The following is a 19,120-nucleotide window of genomic DNA, read 5'->3' as shown; positions in this document are numbered from 1 at the left end:
TTTCAACGCATTATCTGGCGCGGCCTTTGAAAGAACCCTACGCCATAGCCTCGGCGATCAGCTCGTCGGCGGCTTCGGCCAGCACATCGTCCTGCGCCTGCCCCACCACCGTTTCGCGACCGATTTCCAGCATCACGGGGACGGCGAGCGGGGAAACATGGTCAAGCGCGCGGTGATGCGTATGGCCTTTGATTCGCCTTAGCATATCGCCAAGTCGGGCAATGTCCAAAAGTCCCGCCGACGCATCGCGTCGCGTGGCCTCCAGCAGGATGTGGTCCGGCTCATGGCTGCGAAGAACGTCATAAATAAGGTCGGCTGAGACCGTGACCTGGCGTCCGGTCTTTTCCTTGCCGGGGTGACGGCGTTCGATCAGCCCGGCGATCACCGCGCAATTGCGGAAGGTGCGTTTCAAAAGGTAGGATTCGTCCAGCCAGGCTTCGAGATCGTCACCAAGCATGTCCTCATCCAAGAGGTCGGCAAGAGACAGTCGGCGCGACTGCAGGCGCTGGCCCATATCTTCCATCGCCCAGACGGCGAGCGAGTAATCGGTCGCGACAAACCCCATCGGCTTCGCCCCTGCCCGCTCCAGCCTGCGGGTCAGAAGCATGCCGAGCGTCTGGTGTGCCAGTCGCCCCTCGAAGGGATACATGACCATGAAGAAGCGCTTGCGAAACGGAAAGGTCTCGACCAGCAACTCGTCGCGCTTCGGGATGATCGACTTTTCCTTCTGGATTGCCAGCCAATCGCGCACCTGATCGGGCAGCGTGTGCCAGCGGGCGGGATCAGCCAGCATGGAGCGCACCTGGTCTGCCAGATAGGTGGAGAGCGGGAACTTGCCGCCGGCGTAGGAGGGGATCTTCGGGTCCATTGAGAAGGCCTGGCTAACGAGGCACTCGTTTTCGCGAATGCCTTCGAAGCGCAGGACCTTGCCGGCAAACAGAAACGTGTCGCCCTGGACGAGTTGTTCGAGAAAATGCTCTTCCACCTTGCCCAACGACATGCCGCCCCGACCAAGCGTACCTTTCGAATTTTGCTTGACCATGCGGACATTCAATTCGGCAGCCTCAACGATGGTGCCGAGGTTGAGGCGATATTGCTGCGCGACCTGCTGATTGGAGACACGCCACCGCCCATCCTTCATCTGCCGGATGCGGGCGTAGCGTTCATAGGTGCGCAGCGCATAACCCCCCGTTGCGGTGAAATCCACCACACGGTCGAACATATCGCGCGACAGATCGGCATAGGGCGAGGCGCTGGTGACTTCGCGATAGAGCTCATCGGCATCAAAGGGCTCAGCGCAGGCCATGCCGAGCACATGCTGTGCCAGCACATCCAGTGCGCCTTCTGCAATGGGCGGGGTATCCTGCGCACCGATGTAATTCGCGTCGAGTGCGGCCCGGCACTCCATTACTTCGAAACGATTGGCGGGAACGAGGATTGCTTTGGACGGCTCATCCATGCGGTGGTTGGCGCGGCCGATCCGCTGCGCCAGGCGGCTTGCGCCCTTCGGTGCGCCGACATGCACGACGAGATCGACATCGCCCCAGTCGATGCCGAGATCGAGTGTGGAGGTGGCGACGACGGCGCGCAGCTTGTTGTCGGCCATCGCCTGCTCAACCTTGCGCCTTTGCCCGGCATCCAGCGAGCCGTGATGCAGCGCAATTGGCAGGTTGTCTTCGTTGATCGTCCAAAGTTCCTGGAAGATGCGCTCGGCCTGCGAGCGGGTGTTGACGAAGATCAGCGTCGTTTGATGGTCCTTGATCTCAGGATACAAGTCCTGCATCGCGTAGCGCGCCGAATGGCCGGACCATGGAATGCGCTCTTCCGTCTGCAGGATGGCAATATTCGGCTTCGCACCTCCTTCGACGGTAATCAGAACTGCCGGCGGTTCGCCTTCCACCTGTGGCGCGAGATAACGCTGCAAATCCATCGGGTCCGCAACCGTGGCAGACAGTCCGATAGTGCGCATGGCGGGTGCATGGCGGCGGATACGGGCGAGCGCCAGCGACAGGAGATGACCGCGCTTGGAGGTGACGAGCGAGTGCAACTCGTCCAGCACGACGTATTTCAGATCCTTGAAGAAGCGCTCCGCCTCTTTGTTGGCAAGCAGCAACGAAACCTGTTCGGGCGTGGTCAGCAGAATGTCCGGGGGTTTGAGCTTTTGTCGCTGGCGCTTGCCTTGCGGTGTATCGCCAGTTCGGGTTTCCACCGTAATCGGCAGGCCCATTTCCGATACCGGCTTCATCAGGTTGCGCTCAATATCGACCGCGAGCGCCTTCAGCGGCGAAATATAGAGGGTGTGCACACCGACAAAGGCAGAGCCCGGTGGCACCTTGCCGCGCTCCGTCAGGTCGGTGAGCGACGCCATGAAACCGCCAAGCGTTTTGCCCGCACCTGTCGGCGCAATCAGCAGCATGTTCTCGCCTGCTCGCGCACGGGCAGACAGTTCCAGCTGATGCGCACGCGGGCTCCAGCCCTTTTCCGCAAACCATTTCTGGAACGGTACAGGCAGTGTCCCGGCACTTTTCGATAAGATGGGCGGATCGATGTGTTTCACCCCTCTAAGGTAGTGAAAATCTTTTGAAAAAGAAGAGGCCAAAGGCGCAGGCGCGATTGCGGCCTGACGCACCACATCATCGGCGGCCATTACATGGCGATGTAGCGATCGTTTCTGTGATTGATGGCGATGACGAGGTTCATCACCAGCGCGCCGAGGACGGAGCAAAGGATGATCAAGGGTGTGGCAACGAAGAAGGAGACGAACAGAACGGTGCAGTCGAAAGCCAGCTGTGTCAGGCCTGCGCGAATGCCAAAGCGATCCTGAAGATAAAGCGCCAGAATGCCAAAACCACCGAGGCTAGCCCGGTGGCGGAAGAGCGCCAGCATACCTGCTGCGACGGTCAAGCCGCCGAACGTCGCCGCGACCACGGGGTGAACATTCTGAAGGACGATGAGGTGTGGCAGATATTCCGACAACAGCGCTGTAAGCCCGACGGCGCAGAACGTTTTGATTGTAAAGGCGAGCCCGAGGCGACGTAGCGCGAGATAATAGAACGGCAGATTGGCGAGGAAGAAGATCAGGCCGAAGCTGAAGCCTGTGACATAATGCAGAAGAAAGGCAACGCCCACCACGCCTCCGGTCAGCAATCCGCCACCAGACAGAAGCACGACACCAAGCGAGATCAGCATGCTGCCGGCAATCACCGCCAGCGCATCCTCCAGAAGGGAATGCTGCGCGGACGTCGATGTCCAGAATCTCGAAAGCTTGCGGTCTGCAATGTCGCTCATGATGACCCCCGGAAATGCGCGCCCTCGTCTTTGCGCCGCGAGCGGCAAAAATTCAAGCGTTAGCGCACAACGATATAGCGGTCGGAGCGGTGATTGATGGCAAGGAACATGTTGAGGAAGAAGGCGCCGACGATGGAGTAAAGTACTGTCTTCGGCTCGATAACGGCGAAGGCAGCAACCATGACGCAGGCGTCGAAGGCAAGCTGGATCAGACCAGCGCGGATACCGAAACGGTCTTGGATATAGATCGCCAGAATGCCGATGCCGCCGAGGCTGGCGCGATGGCGATAGAGCGCGAGAAGGCCGTAACCCAAGAGAAGCCCGCCAAGGATGGCAGCCCAAAGCGGGTTTACGCTGTCGATGACCATCCAGCGCGTTTCAAGCTCGGTCAGCACGGAGACGAGCCCGATGGCGATGAAGGTTTTCAGCGAGAAGGCTAAGCCGAGGCGGCGGAAGGAAAGATAATAAAATGGCAGATTGACGAGGAAAAACAACAGGCCGAAGCTGATACCGAAGGCATAATGGATGAGAAACGCCACACCGGCTGTGCCACCGGTCAGGAGACCAACCTTGTTGAGAATGTAAAAGCCGAGCGCAGAAACGATGCTGCCTGTAACGATGCCCTGAACATCCTCAATCGGCGAATGCTTGGCCGGATCGACACTCCACATGCCATAGACGCTTCTGGTGAATGCCATGCGAAATTCCCTCGGACAGGAGCTGATTTTGTTGATGTGCTCCGCTGCTCGTCACAGCGTGAAGGTGCGGAGATTTCTAGCATTTTGCACTGCAAAAAGGTATCGCGCAACAGCGATATGTCAGTGCTGTTGACCTATCGATCAAATAGAAAGAAATGGAAAGATCAAGCAGTTCTTCTGGCAAGAAACAAAATGCCGGAAAGGGGTTTTCCGGCATCCTTGCGAATAGTGGTTTTGCGGATTTGCAGAATCTCCATACCAAAGGTCTTGAGAAGATCGCTCACGTAGGTCTCCGAGTGGGCGTAGCGAAGCGACGGCTGAAGGATGAAACCCTCTTCGTCGCCCGCATCTTCCACCGAGAAGGCGAAGAGGCCTTCTTCTGCAAGCAGCGCCAGAACCAGGGGCATGACGGTCTCCAGGCTGCCGAGATACATCATTACGTCGGCAGCGGCGACGAGATCGGCGCGGCCCTTGGCCAACCCATTGGCTAAAAGGCCAGAGGTGTCTTGATCCAGAGAAAGATCGGCCTGTGCGAGATGCTGGTAAATGCCCTTCTCTTGCGCTTTTGCCAACATGTTGGTCGAGATGTCGAAGCCTTCCAGACGCTCGATCCAGTCTTGAATTTCCGCGCCCAGCAATCCGGTGCCACAGCCGATATCGACCGCGCAGCGAAAGCGCCTGCCAACCGGACGCGCCGTTTCAATCAACGCCGCCAGCTTTTCCGGCACGCTGTATTCCAGTTTCTTAACCAGCGAGGTCTCGAAGCGCTCGGCGTAATCGTCGAAGAGACCTTCCACGTAGCGGCTCGGTGGCTGCTCTGGTGTTTTGGCGGCTCCCAGGACCGCGAGTTTCAAGGAGGCCGCGAATATGCCTTCATCATCAAGCTCGGCTACTTTCTCGTAAGCCTTGACCGCTTGATCGCGCTGACCGGCCTTCTCGCTGTACTCGCCCAGCCGAAACCAACCTGCGGTCCATAGCGGTGCAAGCTCCAGCGCCTGCTCGATTAGTTCCGCAGCGGCTTGATGGTCGCCACTTTCTGCCAGCATGCGGGCGTAATCGGCACGACGATCAGCAATGACGTCGCCGGAGGAATGCTGGTTCTGGGCCATTCACGAATTTTCCTGAAAGAGGTTGGCTCTCTTTCATCAAGCCATAAAAAAACTCAAGTCCTATTTCATCGCAAAGCCCGGCGGGACGCTGTAAAGAGCGTGATGCTTGCATAGAAGCGTCACGCTTCATATGTCTTGATCAAGGTTTGAGAATGCATGTTGTCGCCGCAAGGATGCGGGTTTGTTCGATGATGTGCTTTAGGAGATTTGCTGATGGCCGGTGAGGTCAACAAGGTGCTGGGTGACAGCGTTGGACGCACGATCGTCAAGCTGCTGGTGATATCGCTGATCGTCGGATTTTTGATGGCCGTGTTCGGACTGACGCCGTGGAGCATCATCTATGGCGTTCGCGATTTTGTCCTGAACCTCTGGTATTCGGGCTTCCACGCGCTTGGCAGCATCGGCGACTATCTTCTGGCGGGCGCCGTGATCGTCATTCCCGTCTTCATCGTTCTCAGACTTTTAAGCTTGCGTTGATATGACCGACCATTCCCTGACGACCCTTTCCCGGCGCGGCTTCGTGCTGCTTTCTGCTGGCTCCGTTCTATCGGCCTGCGTATCCGTCCCAACCAACAAGGGCCTGCCCTCCGGCACGCGCGACGAAACGGCGGCGGCCTTGCCGATGGTCAATGAGCTTCGCCGCTCGAAAGGCCTCTCCGCGCTTTCCGCAAATCCGGCAGCGCAACAGGCCGCCATCTATCAAGCCAACCGCATGGTGAAGGCGCAGAAAATGGCGCACCTCATTGGCATTACCGACAGCTTTCTGATCCGCATGAAGAACGGCAATGTGCCTCTGCCCGCAGCGGAGAACGTTGCTGCAGGTCAAGATACGGTCGAGCGCGTGGTCAAAGCCTGGATCGGCTCACCGCATCATCTGGAAAACATGCTTGGCAATTACGGCGGCCTTGGCGTTGCTGTGGCCTATGACAGCGCGGCAAAGAACCGGCCTTATTGGGCCATGGTGCTTTGCGCGTAAAATGGACTGCGCTCACGCGCGATGTGAACCGACCTTCACCACACGTTCTGCCGTCATCCTCGCCCTTGACGCGAGGATGGCCACAGCCAAAGGGAGCGGGCCGTTTAAATGGACCGCGCCGCCCAGCTTTCCACTGAACTGTCGCGCAAGTCCCGGATATTCCTGATCCCGTCCCGCTCCAGCCTCTCCGACAGGCCACGGACGATCGTGCCTGGTAGGCCCGGTCCTTCGTAGACCATGCAGGAATAAAGCTGCACCAGATCGGCGCCGGCTCTGATTTTTTCGAGCGCGGTCTCTGCCGACGACACCCCGCCGACGCCGATGATCAGGAGATCGGGGCCGACGCGTTTGCGCATTTTTGCCAGTACCGCTGTGGAACGCTCGAAGAGCGGCTTGCCGGACAAGCCGCCGGTTTCCTGGTTGTTGCTGCCCGGCACCAGACCGTCGCGAGACAAGGTGGTGTTGGACACGATCAGGCCGTCCAGTCGGTGAGACAGAACCTCGGCTGCAATGTCGTCGAGCCCCTCCTCCGTCAGATCGGGGGCGATCTTCAGAAAGACAGGGATGTGGCGGGACAGCTTTTCGGCCTCTCGGTCGCGCTGCGCCAGCACGGCGGAAAGAAGTGCGGCCAAGCTTTCACGTGCCTGAAGATCACGAAGGCCAGGCGTGTTGGGAGAGGAGATGTTGGCGGTGAAATAGGAGGCGACAGCAGAGAAGGTTTCGATGCCCTTCACATAATCGGCAATGCGGTCTTCGCTATCCTTGTTAGCCCCGATATTGACCCCGACGATACCGCGTAGACCCGCGGCGATAAGGCGCGAGAGTGCTGCCGCGTGTCCTTCGTTGTTGAAGCCGAGACGGTTGATGACGGCCTCGTTTTCCACCAGACGGAAGATGCGTGGCTTTGGATTGCCTGCTTGTGCGCGCGGCGTCACAGTACCGATCTCGGTAAATCCAAAGCCGAGCTTGAGGAGTTGGCCTGGAACCTCGGCATTCTTGTCATAGCCTGCCGCCATGCCGAGCGGATTGGGGAAGACCAGTCCCGCCACCGTCTGTTGCAGGCGTGGATCATGCGGCACATGGCAGGTGGGCATGAAGCCGCTGCGCAGCGCCGCGATCGACATGCCATGCGCCACCTCAGGATCGAGCAGGAAGAGGCCCTTGCGTCCCAGAGAGGAGAACAATCCGCTCATTGCTCAAACCTCCGGAAACTGGTGTGCGCCATCGTCACCCAGCGTCAGGGGCGTCTCCCACAGCACGGCATTGAGCGGAAGCTCGCCATAGAGATGCGGAAAGAGATCGCCGCCACGCGATGGTTCGAACACCAGCTTATCACCCAACGCCCCGCCATCGACTGCAATCAAAAGCAAATCCTGCTGTTCGGCGAAGTGGCGAGCCGCCGTTTCCTTCACCTGATCGGCCGTGGAGAAATGGATGTAGCCATCTGTCAGATCGATCGCCGCCCCTTTGAAGACACCCTCTTCCTTTGCCTTCTGCCACAGGGCGTCCGGCACAATCTTATAGATGACAGGGGGCGTCTGGCTCATCGGGCATCTCCTTCATGTCAGGGCGGTTTGCCGCAAATGGTATCTGTTGTCCATTGCTTCACACAGATTTTTATCCCCGAGGGGTATGTGGTGAAGCTTCGCTGTAATTGAAGGCTTGTGTTGCGGCCAATTTGGCGCAATCTTAACGGCGCAGTTGCCATTTGGCCTGCGGGAGGAAGAGTCGCATGAAATGCTCTTGGGAGGGGGCGCGGCATGGCAGAACTCACGATTATCATTGCGGATGATCATCCGCTGTTTCGCGGCGCTCTGCGTCAGGCAGTGGGTGGTCTCGAAGGCAACAATCTCTTCATCGAAGCGGGCGATTTCGAGGATGCGAGACGCTGCGCGGAAGAGCAGCCGGACGCCGACCTCATGCTGCTCGATCTTGCCATGCCGGGCGTCAGTGGCTTTTCCGGCCTGATGTCGTTGCGCGCAGAGTTTTCCAGCCTACCGATCATCATCGTCTCCGCCACCGACGATCCGGCCACCATGCGCCGTGCGATCGAGTTGGGTGCGTCCGGCTTTATTTCCAAGTCATCCGGCATCGACGATATCCGCACCGCTATCCAGACGGTGCTTGAAGGCGATGTCTGGATCCCCGCCTCCTGCCAGTCCAGCCGCGATCAGGACGCCGACATGGCAGACCTGATCAACAGGCTGAGAACCCTGACGCCACAGCAGAGCCGCGTGCTCGGCATGCTCGGAGAAGGTCTCCTCAACAAGCAGATCGCCTATGAGCTGAACGTCTCCGAAGCGACCATTAAGGCCCACGTCTCGGCAATTCTGCTGAAGCTCAATGTGGACAGTCGCACGCAGGCAGTGATCCAGGTGTCGAAGCTGAACCAACCTGCTCTTGTGGCGTAAGAGGCTGATACCGCCTCAGTCTGCGCGGCGTCAGAAAAGTCCGTAAGGGAAGTAGCGGCGGTAAATCTCTTCCAGTCGCCCATTGCGCGAGAGCGCCGCAAGCGCCTGGTCGAAGGCCGGAACCAGCTTGTTTTCCGGATCGACGGTCATGATCGAGAGCCCCTCGCCCAGAAACTTGTCGGACATATAGGGGCCATCGAACATGGCGCAGCAATTGTCAGACGCGGTGCCCGCGACCCAAAAGGGCAGCCGCAGGCTGTCGGCAAAGACTGCATCAATCTTGCCGGTCTTCAGCGCCTCATACATCGGCTCATAACCGGCAAAGCCGGTAGCGACGACTTTGGGGAAGAACGCTTTCAGCATCGCTTCATGGCGCGAATTGCTGACGACACCCACCTTCTTGCCGGTGAGTGCCGTCGCTGCCGATTGCCCTTCCAACTTGGCGGCTTTCGAGACAGCGAAACGCGCTGGCAGAAGCAGATAGGGCCGCGTGAAGCTGAAGCTTTTGCGCAGGTCCGACGTTGAAGCAACGCCCGACATCACGGCCTCACCTTCGCCAAGCTCCAGCGCAGCTTCCAACTCATCAAAGGGCAGCGCCTGAACCTGACACTTGCTTTCGATCTTCAACTGAGCGCAAATCTCACGTGCAAGATCGACATGGAAACCCACCAGCCGGCCATCCTGATCGGTGAAATTGAAGGGCGGGAAATCGACCGACATCAGGAAGCGCACGCGGGGAATGGAAGAGAGATCGGCGCCGGGCAAACGTTCCTGTTTGTCGAACAGTACGGGCAGGTTTCCGCTTTCGGCATGCGCAACATTGCCTGCAGCAAAGGCGGCCATGCACAGAACGGATGTGCAGAGACCAAGATTTTTCCATCGTGCCATCAAAGAGCGCATTCAGATGATCCGGCCCGGTGTGAAGTAAAAAACGCCATCGCTTAAGGGGCTGCCGCGATGGTGCAGGTCAGTGATTACGCCGGTGATTATACATAAGATTCGCGCAAAGCCATGCCGTCGTGGGAAGAAATTGAAGAGCTGGAACGGGTGATCCACGTCGGCCTTGTCGCAAAAGAAATGACTGTTCAGACGAAAAGCCCGTCATCCAATATTCAAGAAAACGTCCGCGACCTGTCATAGAGCGTTGTTAGGACGGCGCCGGTTTTGCTCGCCGGGCCGAAAAATTCCGCGACCAGGCCATCGTTTCTTTCCAACGAGGCTTCCCTCATGAAAACGTCGACCCTCTCCTCCTTCGTGGCATCGCTTGCTGTCGTAGCTGCTCTCGGCACAACGGCCGCCCATGCTGAAAAGACGAAATTCGAATTCTGGTATGGCCTCTCCGGCGATCTCGGCGAGCGCGTTCAGGACGCCTGCAAGAAGTTCAACGCGTCGCAGCCGGATTATGAAATCGTCTGCACCTCGCAAAACAGCTATGACGCCACGCTGCAGAACACGATTGCCGCCTATCGCGCCAAGAAGCACCCAGCCATCGCTCAGATTTACGATGCAGGCACGCTGGACATGATGTTGTCCAAGGCCTTCGTTCCGGCCAAGAAGCTGATGGCCGACAACGGCTACAAGATCGACTGGAGCAATTATTTCCCCGGTATTGCCAACTACTACGCGACCGCTGCTGGCGAGCTGAACTCCTTCCCGTTCAACTCTTCCACCGCCGTTTTCTATTACAATGTCAGCGCCTTCGAAAAGGCTGGCGTCACCGGTAAGCCGGAGACCTGGGAAGATGTGGCCGAGGCCGCCAAGAAGCTGAAGGCTGCCGGTTACGAATGCCCGCTGGCGTTCAATTTCGACACCTGGCCGCTGATCGAGCAGTTCTCCGCCATCCACGACCAGCCGATCGCCACAGAGGGCAACGGCTACAAGGGTCTGAATGCGGAACTCGTCGTCAACAAGACCAAGGTCGTCGACGAACTGAAGTTCTTCAAGAAGATGCAGGACGAGAAGCTCTTCGTCGTCAAGACAAAGACGCTCGGTATGGACACCGTTCCCTCCTTCACCTCGCAGACCTGCCAGATGGCGATGAGCTCGATTGCCGACCACGGCACCGTCGGCAAGACGCTGCCGGAAGGCGTGAAGTGGGATGTTGCCATGCTGCCGGTCTTCAAAGGCACCGAACGCAAGAAGTCGCTGGTTGGCGGCGCTTCGCTCTGGGTCATGGCTGGCCGACCGGACGCTGAATATAAGGGCGCTGCCGCGTTCCTCAACTTCATCGCCCAGCCAGACATGGTCGAGTGGTGGTCCACCGTCACGGGTTACATTCCCGTCACCAAGACCGGCTTCGAGAGCATGAAGAAGAACGGCTTTTACGACAAGGCACCCTACAAGGGCCGTGAAGTCGCTATCGAAAGCCTGACGCTGACCGAGCCGACCGATACGACGCGCGGCATCCGCCTCGGCAACTTCACGCAGATCCGCAAGGAACTCTCCACAGCACTCGAGGCAATCTACATGCAGAACGGCGACGTTCAGCAGGAACTCGACAAGGCTGTCGAGCGCTCGAACGTGGGCCTGCGTCGCTTTGAAAAGACCTTTGCCGGCGTGTCCATCAACTAAGCGCTGATACACGGTGCCACCCGTGAGCGCGGGTGGCACACCACTCCAGACTGTCTATTGGAATTTCCATGGAAAAGCGCTCCGTCTTCAAGAGCACCTGGCTACCCCTGCTTTTTGCCCTGCCGCAGCTCGCCCTCATCGCCCTGTTCTTCTATTGGCCTGCCGTCGCAGTGGTGAACTGGGCCTTCACGCTGGAGCCGCCTTTCGGCGGAGTGGCAGAATTTGTCGGGTTTGCCAATTTCCAGGAGACTTTCGCCGACCCGCTTTACTGGAACTCGGTGACCGTCAGCCTGATCTTCGCCATTGTCGGCCCGTTCTTCGCCATCCTGATCGGCCTCACGCTTGCACTCGCCGTCGATCGGCAACTGCCGGGCTCCGGTTTCTTCCGCGTGCTCTACATATTGCCCTTTGCGATTGCCGGTCCTGCGGCGGGCATGGCCTTTCGCTTCATCCTCTCGCCCGAGCGAGGGCTCGCCGCCTCTCTCAACGCGATCTATCCTGATATCTGGAACCCGGCCAAATATGGCAGCCACGCATTGGCGCTGGTCATCATCATCTTCATCTGGAAGTGGGCGGGCTACACCTTCATCTTTCTGCTCGCCGGCCTGCAGTCAGTGCCGCGCAGTCTGACGGAAGCCGCTGCGATGGATGGCTCCGGGCCGATCCGCCGCGCGATCGATATTCAGGTGCCGCTGCTCGCGCCCACCCTCTTCTTCCTGACCGTGACCATGATGACGGAAGGCTTCGTCGGCTCGGACACATTCGGCATCGTACACCACACGACCGGCGGCGGCCCGAACCATGCGACCGAAGTCATGGTGTTCCGCATCGTGCAGGAAGCCTTCCAGGGGCTCAATTATTCCGGCGCCTCGGCGCAGAGCATCATTCTGATCGGTCTCATCATGGTTTTCACCTTCATCCAGTTCCGCTTCATCGAGCGGCGCGTACATTACAAGTGAGGCGGCGATGATCCAGCGCACCCCTTACGCAGACGCCTTTACCTACGGCCTGATGATCATCGGCTTCCTGCTCTTGATCGGCCCTTTCATCGTCATCATTGCCGGTGCCAGCCAGTCGCTGCAGCAGATCAACAACGTGCCCTTCAGCTTCACGCCAAGCGATCGACTATTCGAGAACATGCACGCGGCCTGGAACCGCGCCAATCTTGGCAATGCGATGCTCAACAGCTTCATCATGGCCTCGCTTGTCACCGTCGGTAAAGTGGCTCTCTCGGCCTGCACGGCTTTTGCCATTGTCTTCTTCCGATCGCCGCTGCGACACCTTTTCTTCTGGACGGTGTTCATTACGCTGATGCTGCCGCTGGAAGTGCGCGTGGTGCCGACCTATGCGGTGGCTGCCGACATGTTTCACCCGTTCGCACTTCTGATCAATGCCGTCTCCGGCATAGACATCAACATCGAGTGGAACCTGCTGAACTCCTATGCGGGTCTGACCTTGCCGCTGATTGCCACGGCCACCGGCACCTTCCTCTATCGCCAGTTCTTCATGACCCTGCCGGACGAGCTGGCCGAGGCGGCGCGCATGGATGGCTCCGGGCCGATGCGCTTCTTCGTCGATATGATCCTGCCGCTGTCGCGCACCAACATGCTGGCACTGACAACGATCATGTTCGTCTATGGCTGGAACCAGTATCTCTGGCCGCTCCTGATGGTGACCGACCCATCCTACAAGACGGTGATGATGTCGCTCTCCAGCCTCCTCCCTTCCGAAAACGGCACCCCTGACTGGAATGTCACGCTTGCCGGTTCCCTCATCATCATGTTGCCACCGCTTCTCGTCGTCGGGCTTTTGCAGCGCTGGTTCGTGCGTGGCCTCGTCTCCACCGAGAAATGACAGTTTATAGAACAGGAGTGCCAAACTATGGCGCAGATCGATATTCGTCAGGTGCATAAATCCTACGGCAAGACCAAGACGCTGCATGGTGTCGACCTCATCTTTCCGTCGGGAGAATTCGTCGTCATTCTCGGGCCTTCCGGTTGCGGCAAGTCCACCCTGCTGCGCATGATTGCCGGGCTGGAAGACATTACCGCCGGCGAAATCGCCATTGCCGGCAAGGTGGTGAACCGCCTGGAGCCGCGCGAGCGTGGCTGCGCCATGGTGTTCCAGAACTATGCGCTTTATCCGCACATGACCGTGGCCGACAACATTGGTTATGCGCTGAAGGTGGCGGGTGTCGCCAAGACCGAGCGCCGCCGCAGGATCGAGGAAACGGCAAAGATCGTCGGCCTTTCCGATTATCTGGAGCGCAAGCCCGCAGCCCTGTCTGGCGGCCAGCGTCAGCGCGTTGCTATGGCGCGTGCCATCATTCGTGAGCCGGATGTGTTCCTCTTTGACGAGCCCTTGTCCAACCTCGATGCCAAACTGCGCGTCACCATGCGCGCGGAAATCCGCAGGCTGCATCAAAGGCTGTCCGCAACATCGGTCTTCGTCACCCATGATCAGGTCGAGGCCATGACGCTGGCGGATCGGCTGGTGATCATGAACAAGGGCAATGTCGAACAGGTTGGGCAGCCGCTCGACATCTACAATCGACCGGCCAGTACCTTCGTCGCATCCTTCATCGGCTCTCCCGCCATGAACCTCTTCAATGCCAAGGTGGATCGCACAGGCGGCTTGGTGAGCTTCGGCAACTGGGCGACCCCGCTGCCGGTGAGGATCGCGGACGCCGTTTCTGGCGATGACATCATCGTCGGCATCCGGCCGGAACAATGCGTTGTCTCGCGCAGTGGGGAAGGCATTTCGGCGGTCGTGGATTTCGTTGAGGAACTCGGCTCCGGTCGCATCGTCTATGCCGATATCCGCGGCCAGATCTTCGCCGCCGCCATCGGTGAAGACCTCACCGTCCGTCCCGGCGAGCGGGTCATGCTGCAGTTTCCCGAAGCGCAGCTCCACTTTTTCGATTCCGTAACGGAGCGGCGGATCGACTCAGGTCTCGCATCACCCGATCAAGCCGGCTTCACCAACCTGGATGTTCTGGCCCATAGTGCCTGAACGTCCTGCGCTTTCCCAGTCTGTATCAAGGACCCTGACATGACTTCCATCATTTCTGCCGTCGGCTTTTGCAACGCCACCGGGCGCGGCGACCTCTCCACCTTGGACTCGTCCCTAAAGATCATTGCCGATACCGGCGCCAGCGCCTGCGAAATCGGCATCTATGGCGAGGAGATCATCTCCGGCGGTCGCATCATCGAGGATCGTGCACAGCGCGTGCGCGATATCGTCAGGCAGTATGCGTTCAAGAAACTCTCCCTGCATGGCCAGATCGTCTCCAACTTCATGGACCGCGAACACCTGCATCTGCAGAAGAAGGTCGTGCGTGCCATGCTCGAACTCTGTGACCGGCTGGGCGCTGGCGTGCTGGTTCACCACAGCGGCAATGCAATCCTGTCCGAAGGCGTCAGCGGTGCTGACCTCGACCAGATGGAGCGCGAGGCTCTTTTCGAGATGGCCGAGATCGCCAAGACCTATGGCGTACGGATCGTTTTGGAAAACATCTTTACCACGGAAGACGGCCAGTACCGCCAGACGCCATCGCAAGTGGCCGAAACCGTCAAAGCCGTCGGCCACGACAATCTCGCCGCCCTGATCGACTTCAGCCACGCCTATATCGAATCCACCTTCAAAGGCCTGAATTTCCGCGACGAGTTGCGCGCCATGGCGCCCGTTACCGGCCATTTGCATGTGCATGACAGCTTCGGCCTGCCCTACACGATGAAGAAGTTCTACCATCCGGCAGAAGCTACCGCGCTCGGCATCGGCGACCTGCACCTACCGATCGGCTGGGGCGATATCGACTGGGACGACATTTTCTCGGAACTCACCTTTATGCCGGACACCACACTCATCATGGAAATCGGCGCAGAACGCTTTGCGGACCAGCAGCCCGCTTGCCTGGAGCGGGCACTGAAGCTCGCTAATGCGGTGAATAGCCGATAAGGCGATCCGTAAGGTGAGAGGCTGCATCTTTCGGCCTCTCACACTGCAACTATTCCTATCGCGACACGATGTAGTGATAGAATTGAAGTGCCAGCCCTTCCTTCATACCTAGGCGTCACGGCCGCACCTCCTCTGCGCGGTCTACGTTCGCATCGGTCAATGTGAAGGACATCACCTTATGAAGATCTTGCTCGTTATCGCCCATCCGCGTCAAAACTCTCTGACGCATCAGGCCGCGCGTGCTTTCGCCGGCGCAGCAGAAGCAAAGGGTCACGAGGTGGAGTTTGCCGATCTGGTGGTGGAGAATTTCGATCCCGTCCTCAAAGCTGAAGACGAGCCGGACTGGAGCGGGCGTGACATAGACTTCGCGGCCGATGTTCGAAGAGAAATGGAGCGCGTGGAACGCAACGATGCCACTGTGCTCTTCTTCCCCGTCTGGTGGTGGTCCATGCCAGCGATCCTGAAAGGATGGATCGACCGTGTCTGGGCACAGAACTGGGCCTTCGGGCGCAAAACCTATCCACATGCCAAGGTGCTGATGGTCGGCATCGCCGGCGCGACCGAAGATGACTATCGCAAGCGCGGCTACGACGTTTCCGTTCAAACCCAACTGCAGGTGGGGATCCTCGATTATTGCAGCGTGAAAGAAGGCAGGGTCGAGCTTTTGTATGGATCGCTGGAAGACGAGGCCCATGCAGCCGCTGTGGTGAGCAGCGCAAGGCAGCTTGGCACGCAATTTTGACGCTTGGCGGCCTGATCTTCACGGCAGTGCGAATGTGGAAATGGAGCGGGTGAAGGGAATCGAACCCTCGTATTCAGCTTGGGAAGCTGCTGCTCTACCATTGAGCTACACCCGCATATCTCAAAATTTCCGATAGAACGAAGCGGCTGTCAAGCCAAACGCACGTCCTTGCCCTCGACCGATCACTCGGCGCGGAAATGCTTGGAGAGCTTCAGGCCCTGGGCCTGATAGTTGGAGCCGAGACCGGTGCCATAAAGACCATCGGGTTTGGTCAGCATATGCTCGTACACAAGACGCCCGACGATCTGGCCGTGTTCCAGGATGAAGGGCACCTCGTGGCTTCTGACTTCGAGGACGGCGCGGCTGCCGGTGCCGCCGGCGCTTGCGTGGCCGAAGCCGGGGTCGAAGAAGCCGGCATAGTGGACGCGGAATTCGCCGACGAGCGGATCGAAGGGTGTCATCTCTGCGGCGTAGAGCGGTGGCACGTGGACAGCTTCGCGCGAGACGAGGATGTAGAATTCATCTGGATCGAGGATCAGTTCGGCGCGACCGCGAGAATGGAGCGGCTCCCAGAAATCGAGAACGTCATGGGCTGCCTTCTGGTCCACATCGACAACCGCCGTGTGGTGCTTGCCGCGATAACCGATCAGGCCGCTTTCACCAAAACCCTGCAGATCGATGGACAGCGCGATACCGCCGCCGGAAACGTTGGGCGTGTCGCTGGCCACCAGAATCTCGTTGTCGTGAAGCGTCTGCAACTCGCTCTCGTTCAGCAGCGAGTGGCCGATACGGAAGCGGATCTGCGACAGGCGTGACCCTTGGCGCACAACGATGGGGAAAGTGCGCGGGCTGACTTCGAGGTAGAGCGGCCCATGATAGCCCGCGGGGATCTTGTCGAATTCCTGCGCGTGGTCGGTGATGACGCGGGTGAAGATATCGAGACGGCCGGTCGAGCTTTTCGGATTGGCCGAGGCGGACATGTCGGCGGGCAGCGCCAGGGTTTCCATCAGCGGCACGATGTAGACGCAACCGGTTTCCAGAACCGCGCCTTCGCGAAGATCGATTTCATGCAGGCGCAGGCGATCCAACTTGTCGATGACCTTGGTGGACGGGCCGGGCATGAAGCTTGCGCGCACGCGGTACGCTTTTGCGCCCAGACGCAGATCGAGGCTGGCCGGCTGCACTTGGTCCGCATCCAGCGCACGCTCACTCTTCAGGTGGCCGGAAGAAAACAGCGCCCGTATTGCGCCATCGGCCAGAATACCTGTCGTTCTCGTCATCGTCATTGCCCCTGTTCCGCGCCGACAAAATCAAAAGGAAGGCATTGACGCAAGTTGTTAACGGCAGTAAGGCAATCTTATCCCGTGGTGATTTGGCCGGTCGGCTTGCAGCCACGTTAAACAAGTAGCTAAAAAGACCGGGTGCTTGGAACCGGTCTGCTTTTGCGACCGGTTTTTTTGTTTGAAGGTGATCAAATGAGCAAGAAATGGCGCCCGGCAACTCAACTCGTACACGGCGGTACGTTGCGCTCCCCTTACGGTGAAACCTCTGAGGCCCTCTACCTGACCCAGGGCTTCGTCTATGAGAGCTCGGAAGCGGCAGAAGCGCGCTTCAAGGGTGAGACGGACGGTTTCATCTATGCGCGCTATGCGAGCCCCACCAATGACATGTTCGAAAAACGCATGTGCCTGCTGGAAGGTGCGGAAGATGCGCGCGCCACGGCATCGGGCATGGCCGCTGTCAGCGCCGCGATCCTCTGCCAGCTGAAGGCCGGCGATCATATCGTTGCGGCGCGCGCGCTTTTCGGCTCCTGCCGTTGGGTGGTCGAGACGCTTGCGCCGAAATACGGCATCGAATGCACGCTGGTCGATGGTCGCGATCTTGCCAATTGGGAAAAGGCGATCAAGCCGAATACCAAGCTGTTCTTCCTCGAAAGCCCGACCAACCCGACGCTTGAAGTGGTGGATATTGCAGGCGTTGCCAAGCTTGCCAACCAGATTGGCGCAAAGGTTGTTGTCGATAACGTGTTTGCGACCCCGCTCTTCCAGAAGCCTCTGGAGCTTGGCGCGCATATCGTCGTCTATTCCGCCACCAAGCATATCGATGGCCAGGGTCGCTGCCTCGGCGGCGTGGTGCTGTCGGACAAGAAGTGGATCGAGGAAGAGCTTCAGGATTACTTCCGCCACACCGGCCCGGCACTTTCTCCCTTCAATGCCTGGACATTGCTGAAGGGCATCGAGACCATGCCGTTGCGCGTCAAGCAGCAGACGGCCAATGCCGGCAAGATCGCAGACTTCCTCGCCGACCAGAGCAAGGTCGCCAAGGTTATCTATCCCGGTCGCGCCGACCATCCGCAGGCCGACATCATCGCACGGCAGATGTCTGGCGGCTCGACGCTCGTCTGCTTTGAGTTGAAGGGCGGTAAGGAAGCAGCGTTCAAGCTGCAGAACGCTCTGGAGGTCGTCAAGATTTCCAACAATCTCGGCGATGCGAAAAGCCTCATCACCCATCCTGCCACTACGACGCACAAGAACCTGACGGATGAGGCACGCGCCGAACTGGGTATCTCCGGTGGCACGTTGCGTCTGTCCTGCGGCATCGAAGACACCGACGATCTTCTGGAAGATTTCGCCGCTGCATTGGCGAAGGTTTCTGCGTGATATGGAATGCCCGGTTAAACGATAACCGGGCAATTTTTCCTCATCTTTTCAAGCTTCTGCTCGTCACACGAGGGCGGCGCTGAGCGTTGCATTATTTTAGGGAAACCTGGTTTCTCTACTCTCTTTTCATGATTTTGTGCGTATTGAATGGAGAAATACTCCTGATACGCAACGCTTTTGCCTCGTAACGCATTGAAACTACGAAAGTCCCCGTCAACGGACATTTCCGTCCTTCATTCGGTGTAGTAGAATAAAGTGCTAGAGCCAGAGACAGCCAAGGTCGCGAACATGTATCGTGCATCGACAAGAGAGATAGAGGTCACCGTCGATCCGTATTATCTCGAAGAGCAATCGGACCCGGACGACAGCCGTTACGTCTGGGGATACACGGTCGTGATCACGAATAATTCCGACCAGGCTGTGACCCTGGTCAATCGCTATTGGCACATCACCGATCAGACCGGCGTGGTGGACGAGGTTACCGGACCCGGCGTTGTCGGCGAACAGCCGTATCTGCGGCCAGGCGACAGCTATGAATACTCCTCCGGCTGCCCACTGGACACGCCGTCAGGCATGATGTTCGGGCACTACGAAATGGAAACAGACACAGGCGAGGTCTTCACCGTGGACATCCCGGCCTTCTCGCTGGATAGCCCAGGACTCGCGCGGGTGTTGAACTGAGCGGGGCTTCCACCCCGCTCTTGAATT

General features: G+C 58.6%; 19 protein-coding genes, 1 tRNA gene and 1 riboswitch. Of the genes, 11 read left to right on the top strand and 9 right to left on the bottom strand.

Annotated elements, in window-relative coordinates; translation table 11 throughout:
• Positions 1-37: 37 nt before the first annotated feature.
• The 4 genes from WKI41_RS14575 to WKI41_RS14560 form a co-directional block, all read right to left on the bottom strand.
• Complete coding sequence (locus WKI41_RS14575; protein WP_340194221.1) at positions 38-2,647, bottom strand: ligase-associated DNA damage response DEXH box helicase; 2,610 nt, start codon at positions 2,645-2,647, stop codon at positions 38-40.
• The gene (locus WKI41_RS14570; RefSeq protein WP_340194220.1) at positions 2,647-3,288 is read right to left on the bottom strand and encodes a YitT family protein; all 642 of its coding nucleotides are present in this window, start codon (positions 3,286-3,288) and stop codon (positions 2,647-2,649) included. Before WKI41_RS14570 ends, WKI41_RS14575 begins: the two co-directional genes overlap by 1 nt.
• A 59-nt stretch (positions 3,289-3,347) precedes the next feature.
• Complete coding sequence (locus tag WKI41_RS14565; protein ID WP_340194453.1) at positions 3,348-3,959, bottom strand: YitT family protein; 612 nt, start codon at positions 3,957-3,959, stop codon at positions 3,348-3,350.
• A 191-nt stretch (positions 3,960-4,150) separates the two neighbouring features.
• Complete coding sequence (locus WKI41_RS14560) at positions 4,151-5,095, bottom strand: methyltransferase domain-containing protein (protein ID WP_340194219.1); 945 nt, start codon at positions 5,093-5,095, stop codon at positions 4,151-4,153.
• Positions 5,096-5,308: 213 nt separating this feature from the next.
• Here WKI41_RS14560 and WKI41_RS14555 point away from each other — a divergent pair, with 213 nt between their 5' ends.
• Positions 5,309-5,572 carry a DUF6460 domain-containing protein gene (locus tag WKI41_RS14555; protein WP_296014067.1) on the top strand — a complete coding sequence of 88 codons (264 nt, stop codon included), beginning with the start codon at positions 5,309-5,311 and terminating at the stop codon, positions 5,570-5,572.
• A gap of 1 nt (position 5,573) precedes the next feature.
• On the top strand, positions 5,574-6,071 hold the full coding sequence (locus WKI41_RS14550; RefSeq protein WP_340194218.1) for a CAP domain-containing protein: 498 nt from the start codon (positions 5,574-5,576) through the stop codon (positions 6,069-6,071).
• 104 nt (positions 6,072-6,175) lie between these two features.
• On the opposite strand, the gene WKI41_RS14545 is transcribed toward WKI41_RS14550, so the two are convergent.
• Both WKI41_RS14545 and WKI41_RS14540 read right to left on the bottom strand, forming a co-directional pair.
• Positions 6,176-7,264, bottom strand: a complete 1,089-nt coding sequence (locus WKI41_RS14545) for a quinone-dependent dihydroorotate dehydrogenase (RefSeq protein ID WP_340194217.1) — start codon at positions 7,262-7,264, stop codon at positions 6,176-6,178.
• Between the two features lie 3 nt (positions 7,265-7,267).
• Entirely contained in the window at positions 7,268-7,618 is a 351-nt protein-coding gene (locus WKI41_RS14540) for a DUF952 domain-containing protein (protein WP_340194216.1), read from the bottom strand.
• Positions 7,619-7,831: 213 nt separating this feature from the next.
• Here WKI41_RS14540 and WKI41_RS14535 point away from each other — a divergent pair, with 213 nt between their 5' ends.
• Positions 7,832-8,482: a response regulator gene (locus WKI41_RS14535; protein WP_340194215.1), complete on the top strand. Its 651-nt coding sequence runs from the start codon at positions 7,832-7,834 to the stop codon at positions 8,480-8,482.
• Between the two features lie 30 nt (positions 8,483-8,512).
• Here WKI41_RS14535 and WKI41_RS14530 read toward each other — a convergent pair whose 3' ends face one another.
• On the bottom strand, positions 8,513-9,277 hold the full coding sequence (locus tag WKI41_RS14530; RefSeq protein ID WP_340194452.1) for a transporter substrate-binding domain-containing protein: 765 nt from the start codon (positions 9,275-9,277) through the stop codon (positions 8,513-8,515).
• A gap of 432 nt (positions 9,278-9,709) precedes the next feature.
• Between WKI41_RS14530 and WKI41_RS14525 the strand changes: the two genes are divergently transcribed.
• From WKI41_RS14525 to WKI41_RS14500, 6 genes are all read left to right on the top strand, one after another.
• Positions 9,710-11,053 (top strand): extracellular solute-binding protein, encoded by a 1,344-nt coding sequence (locus WKI41_RS14525; RefSeq protein WP_340194214.1) that lies wholly within the window; start codon positions 9,710-9,712, stop codon positions 11,051-11,053.
• Between the two features lie 68 nt (positions 11,054-11,121).
• On the top strand, positions 11,122-12,012 hold the full coding sequence (locus tag WKI41_RS14520) for a carbohydrate ABC transporter permease (protein WP_340194213.1): 891 nt from the start codon (positions 11,122-11,124) through the stop codon (positions 12,010-12,012).
• 7 nt (positions 12,013-12,019) lie between these two features.
• Positions 12,020-12,907: a sn-glycerol-3-phosphate ABC transporter permease UgpE gene (ugpE, locus tag WKI41_RS14515; protein WP_340194212.1), complete on the top strand. Its 888-nt coding sequence runs from the start codon at positions 12,020-12,022 to the stop codon at positions 12,905-12,907.
• Between the two features lie 27 nt (positions 12,908-12,934).
• On the top strand, positions 12,935-14,065 hold the full coding sequence (gene ugpC, locus WKI41_RS14510) for a sn-glycerol-3-phosphate ABC transporter ATP-binding protein UgpC (protein WP_340194211.1): 1,131 nt from the start codon (positions 12,935-12,937) through the stop codon (positions 14,063-14,065).
• 39 nt (positions 14,066-14,104) lie between these two features.
• Positions 14,105-15,010, top strand: coding sequence for a sugar phosphate isomerase/epimerase family protein (locus tag WKI41_RS14505; protein ID WP_340194210.1), 906 nt, complete (start codon positions 14,105-14,107; stop codon positions 15,008-15,010).
• A gap of 178 nt (positions 15,011-15,188) precedes the next feature.
• Positions 15,189-15,752 (top strand): NAD(P)H oxidoreductase, encoded by a 564-nt coding sequence (locus WKI41_RS14500; RefSeq protein WP_340194209.1) that lies wholly within the window; start codon positions 15,189-15,191, stop codon positions 15,750-15,752.
• A 41-nt stretch (positions 15,753-15,793) separates the two neighbouring features.
• Here WKI41_RS14500 and WKI41_RS14495 read toward each other — a convergent pair.
• Both WKI41_RS14495 and WKI41_RS14490 read right to left on the bottom strand, forming a co-directional pair.
• Positions 15,794-15,867, bottom strand: a tRNA-Gly gene (locus WKI41_RS14495).
• A gap of 67 nt (positions 15,868-15,934) precedes the next feature.
• Positions 15,935-17,032: a 2'-deoxycytidine 5'-triphosphate deaminase gene (locus WKI41_RS14490; protein WP_340194208.1), complete on the bottom strand. Its 1,098-nt coding sequence runs from the start codon at positions 17,030-17,032 to the stop codon at positions 15,935-15,937.
• A 74-nt stretch (positions 17,033-17,106) separates the two neighbouring features.
• Positions 17,107-17,185: riboswitch (SAM riboswitch) on the top strand.
• A gap of 42 nt (positions 17,186-17,227) precedes the next feature.
• Here WKI41_RS14490 and WKI41_RS14485 point away from each other — a divergent pair.
• Complete coding sequence (locus WKI41_RS14485) at positions 17,228-18,412, top strand: O-succinylhomoserine sulfhydrylase (RefSeq protein WP_340194207.1); 1,185 nt, start codon at positions 17,228-17,230, stop codon at positions 18,410-18,412.
• A gap of 288 nt (positions 18,413-18,700) precedes the next feature.
• Positions 18,701-19,093, top strand: a complete 393-nt coding sequence (gene apaG / locus WKI41_RS14480; protein WP_296035424.1) for a Co2+/Mg2+ efflux protein ApaG — start codon at positions 18,701-18,703, stop codon at positions 19,091-19,093.
• Positions 19,094-19,120: the final 27 nt, after the last annotated feature.

The sequence above is a fragment of the Agrobacterium larrymoorei genome (genome assembly GCF_037722385.1).
Taxonomy (GTDB): Bacteria; Pseudomonadota; Alphaproteobacteria; order Rhizobiales; family Rhizobiaceae; genus Agrobacterium; species Agrobacterium larrymoorei_C.
This window is presented reverse-complemented; position numbering and strand designations above follow the sequence as displayed.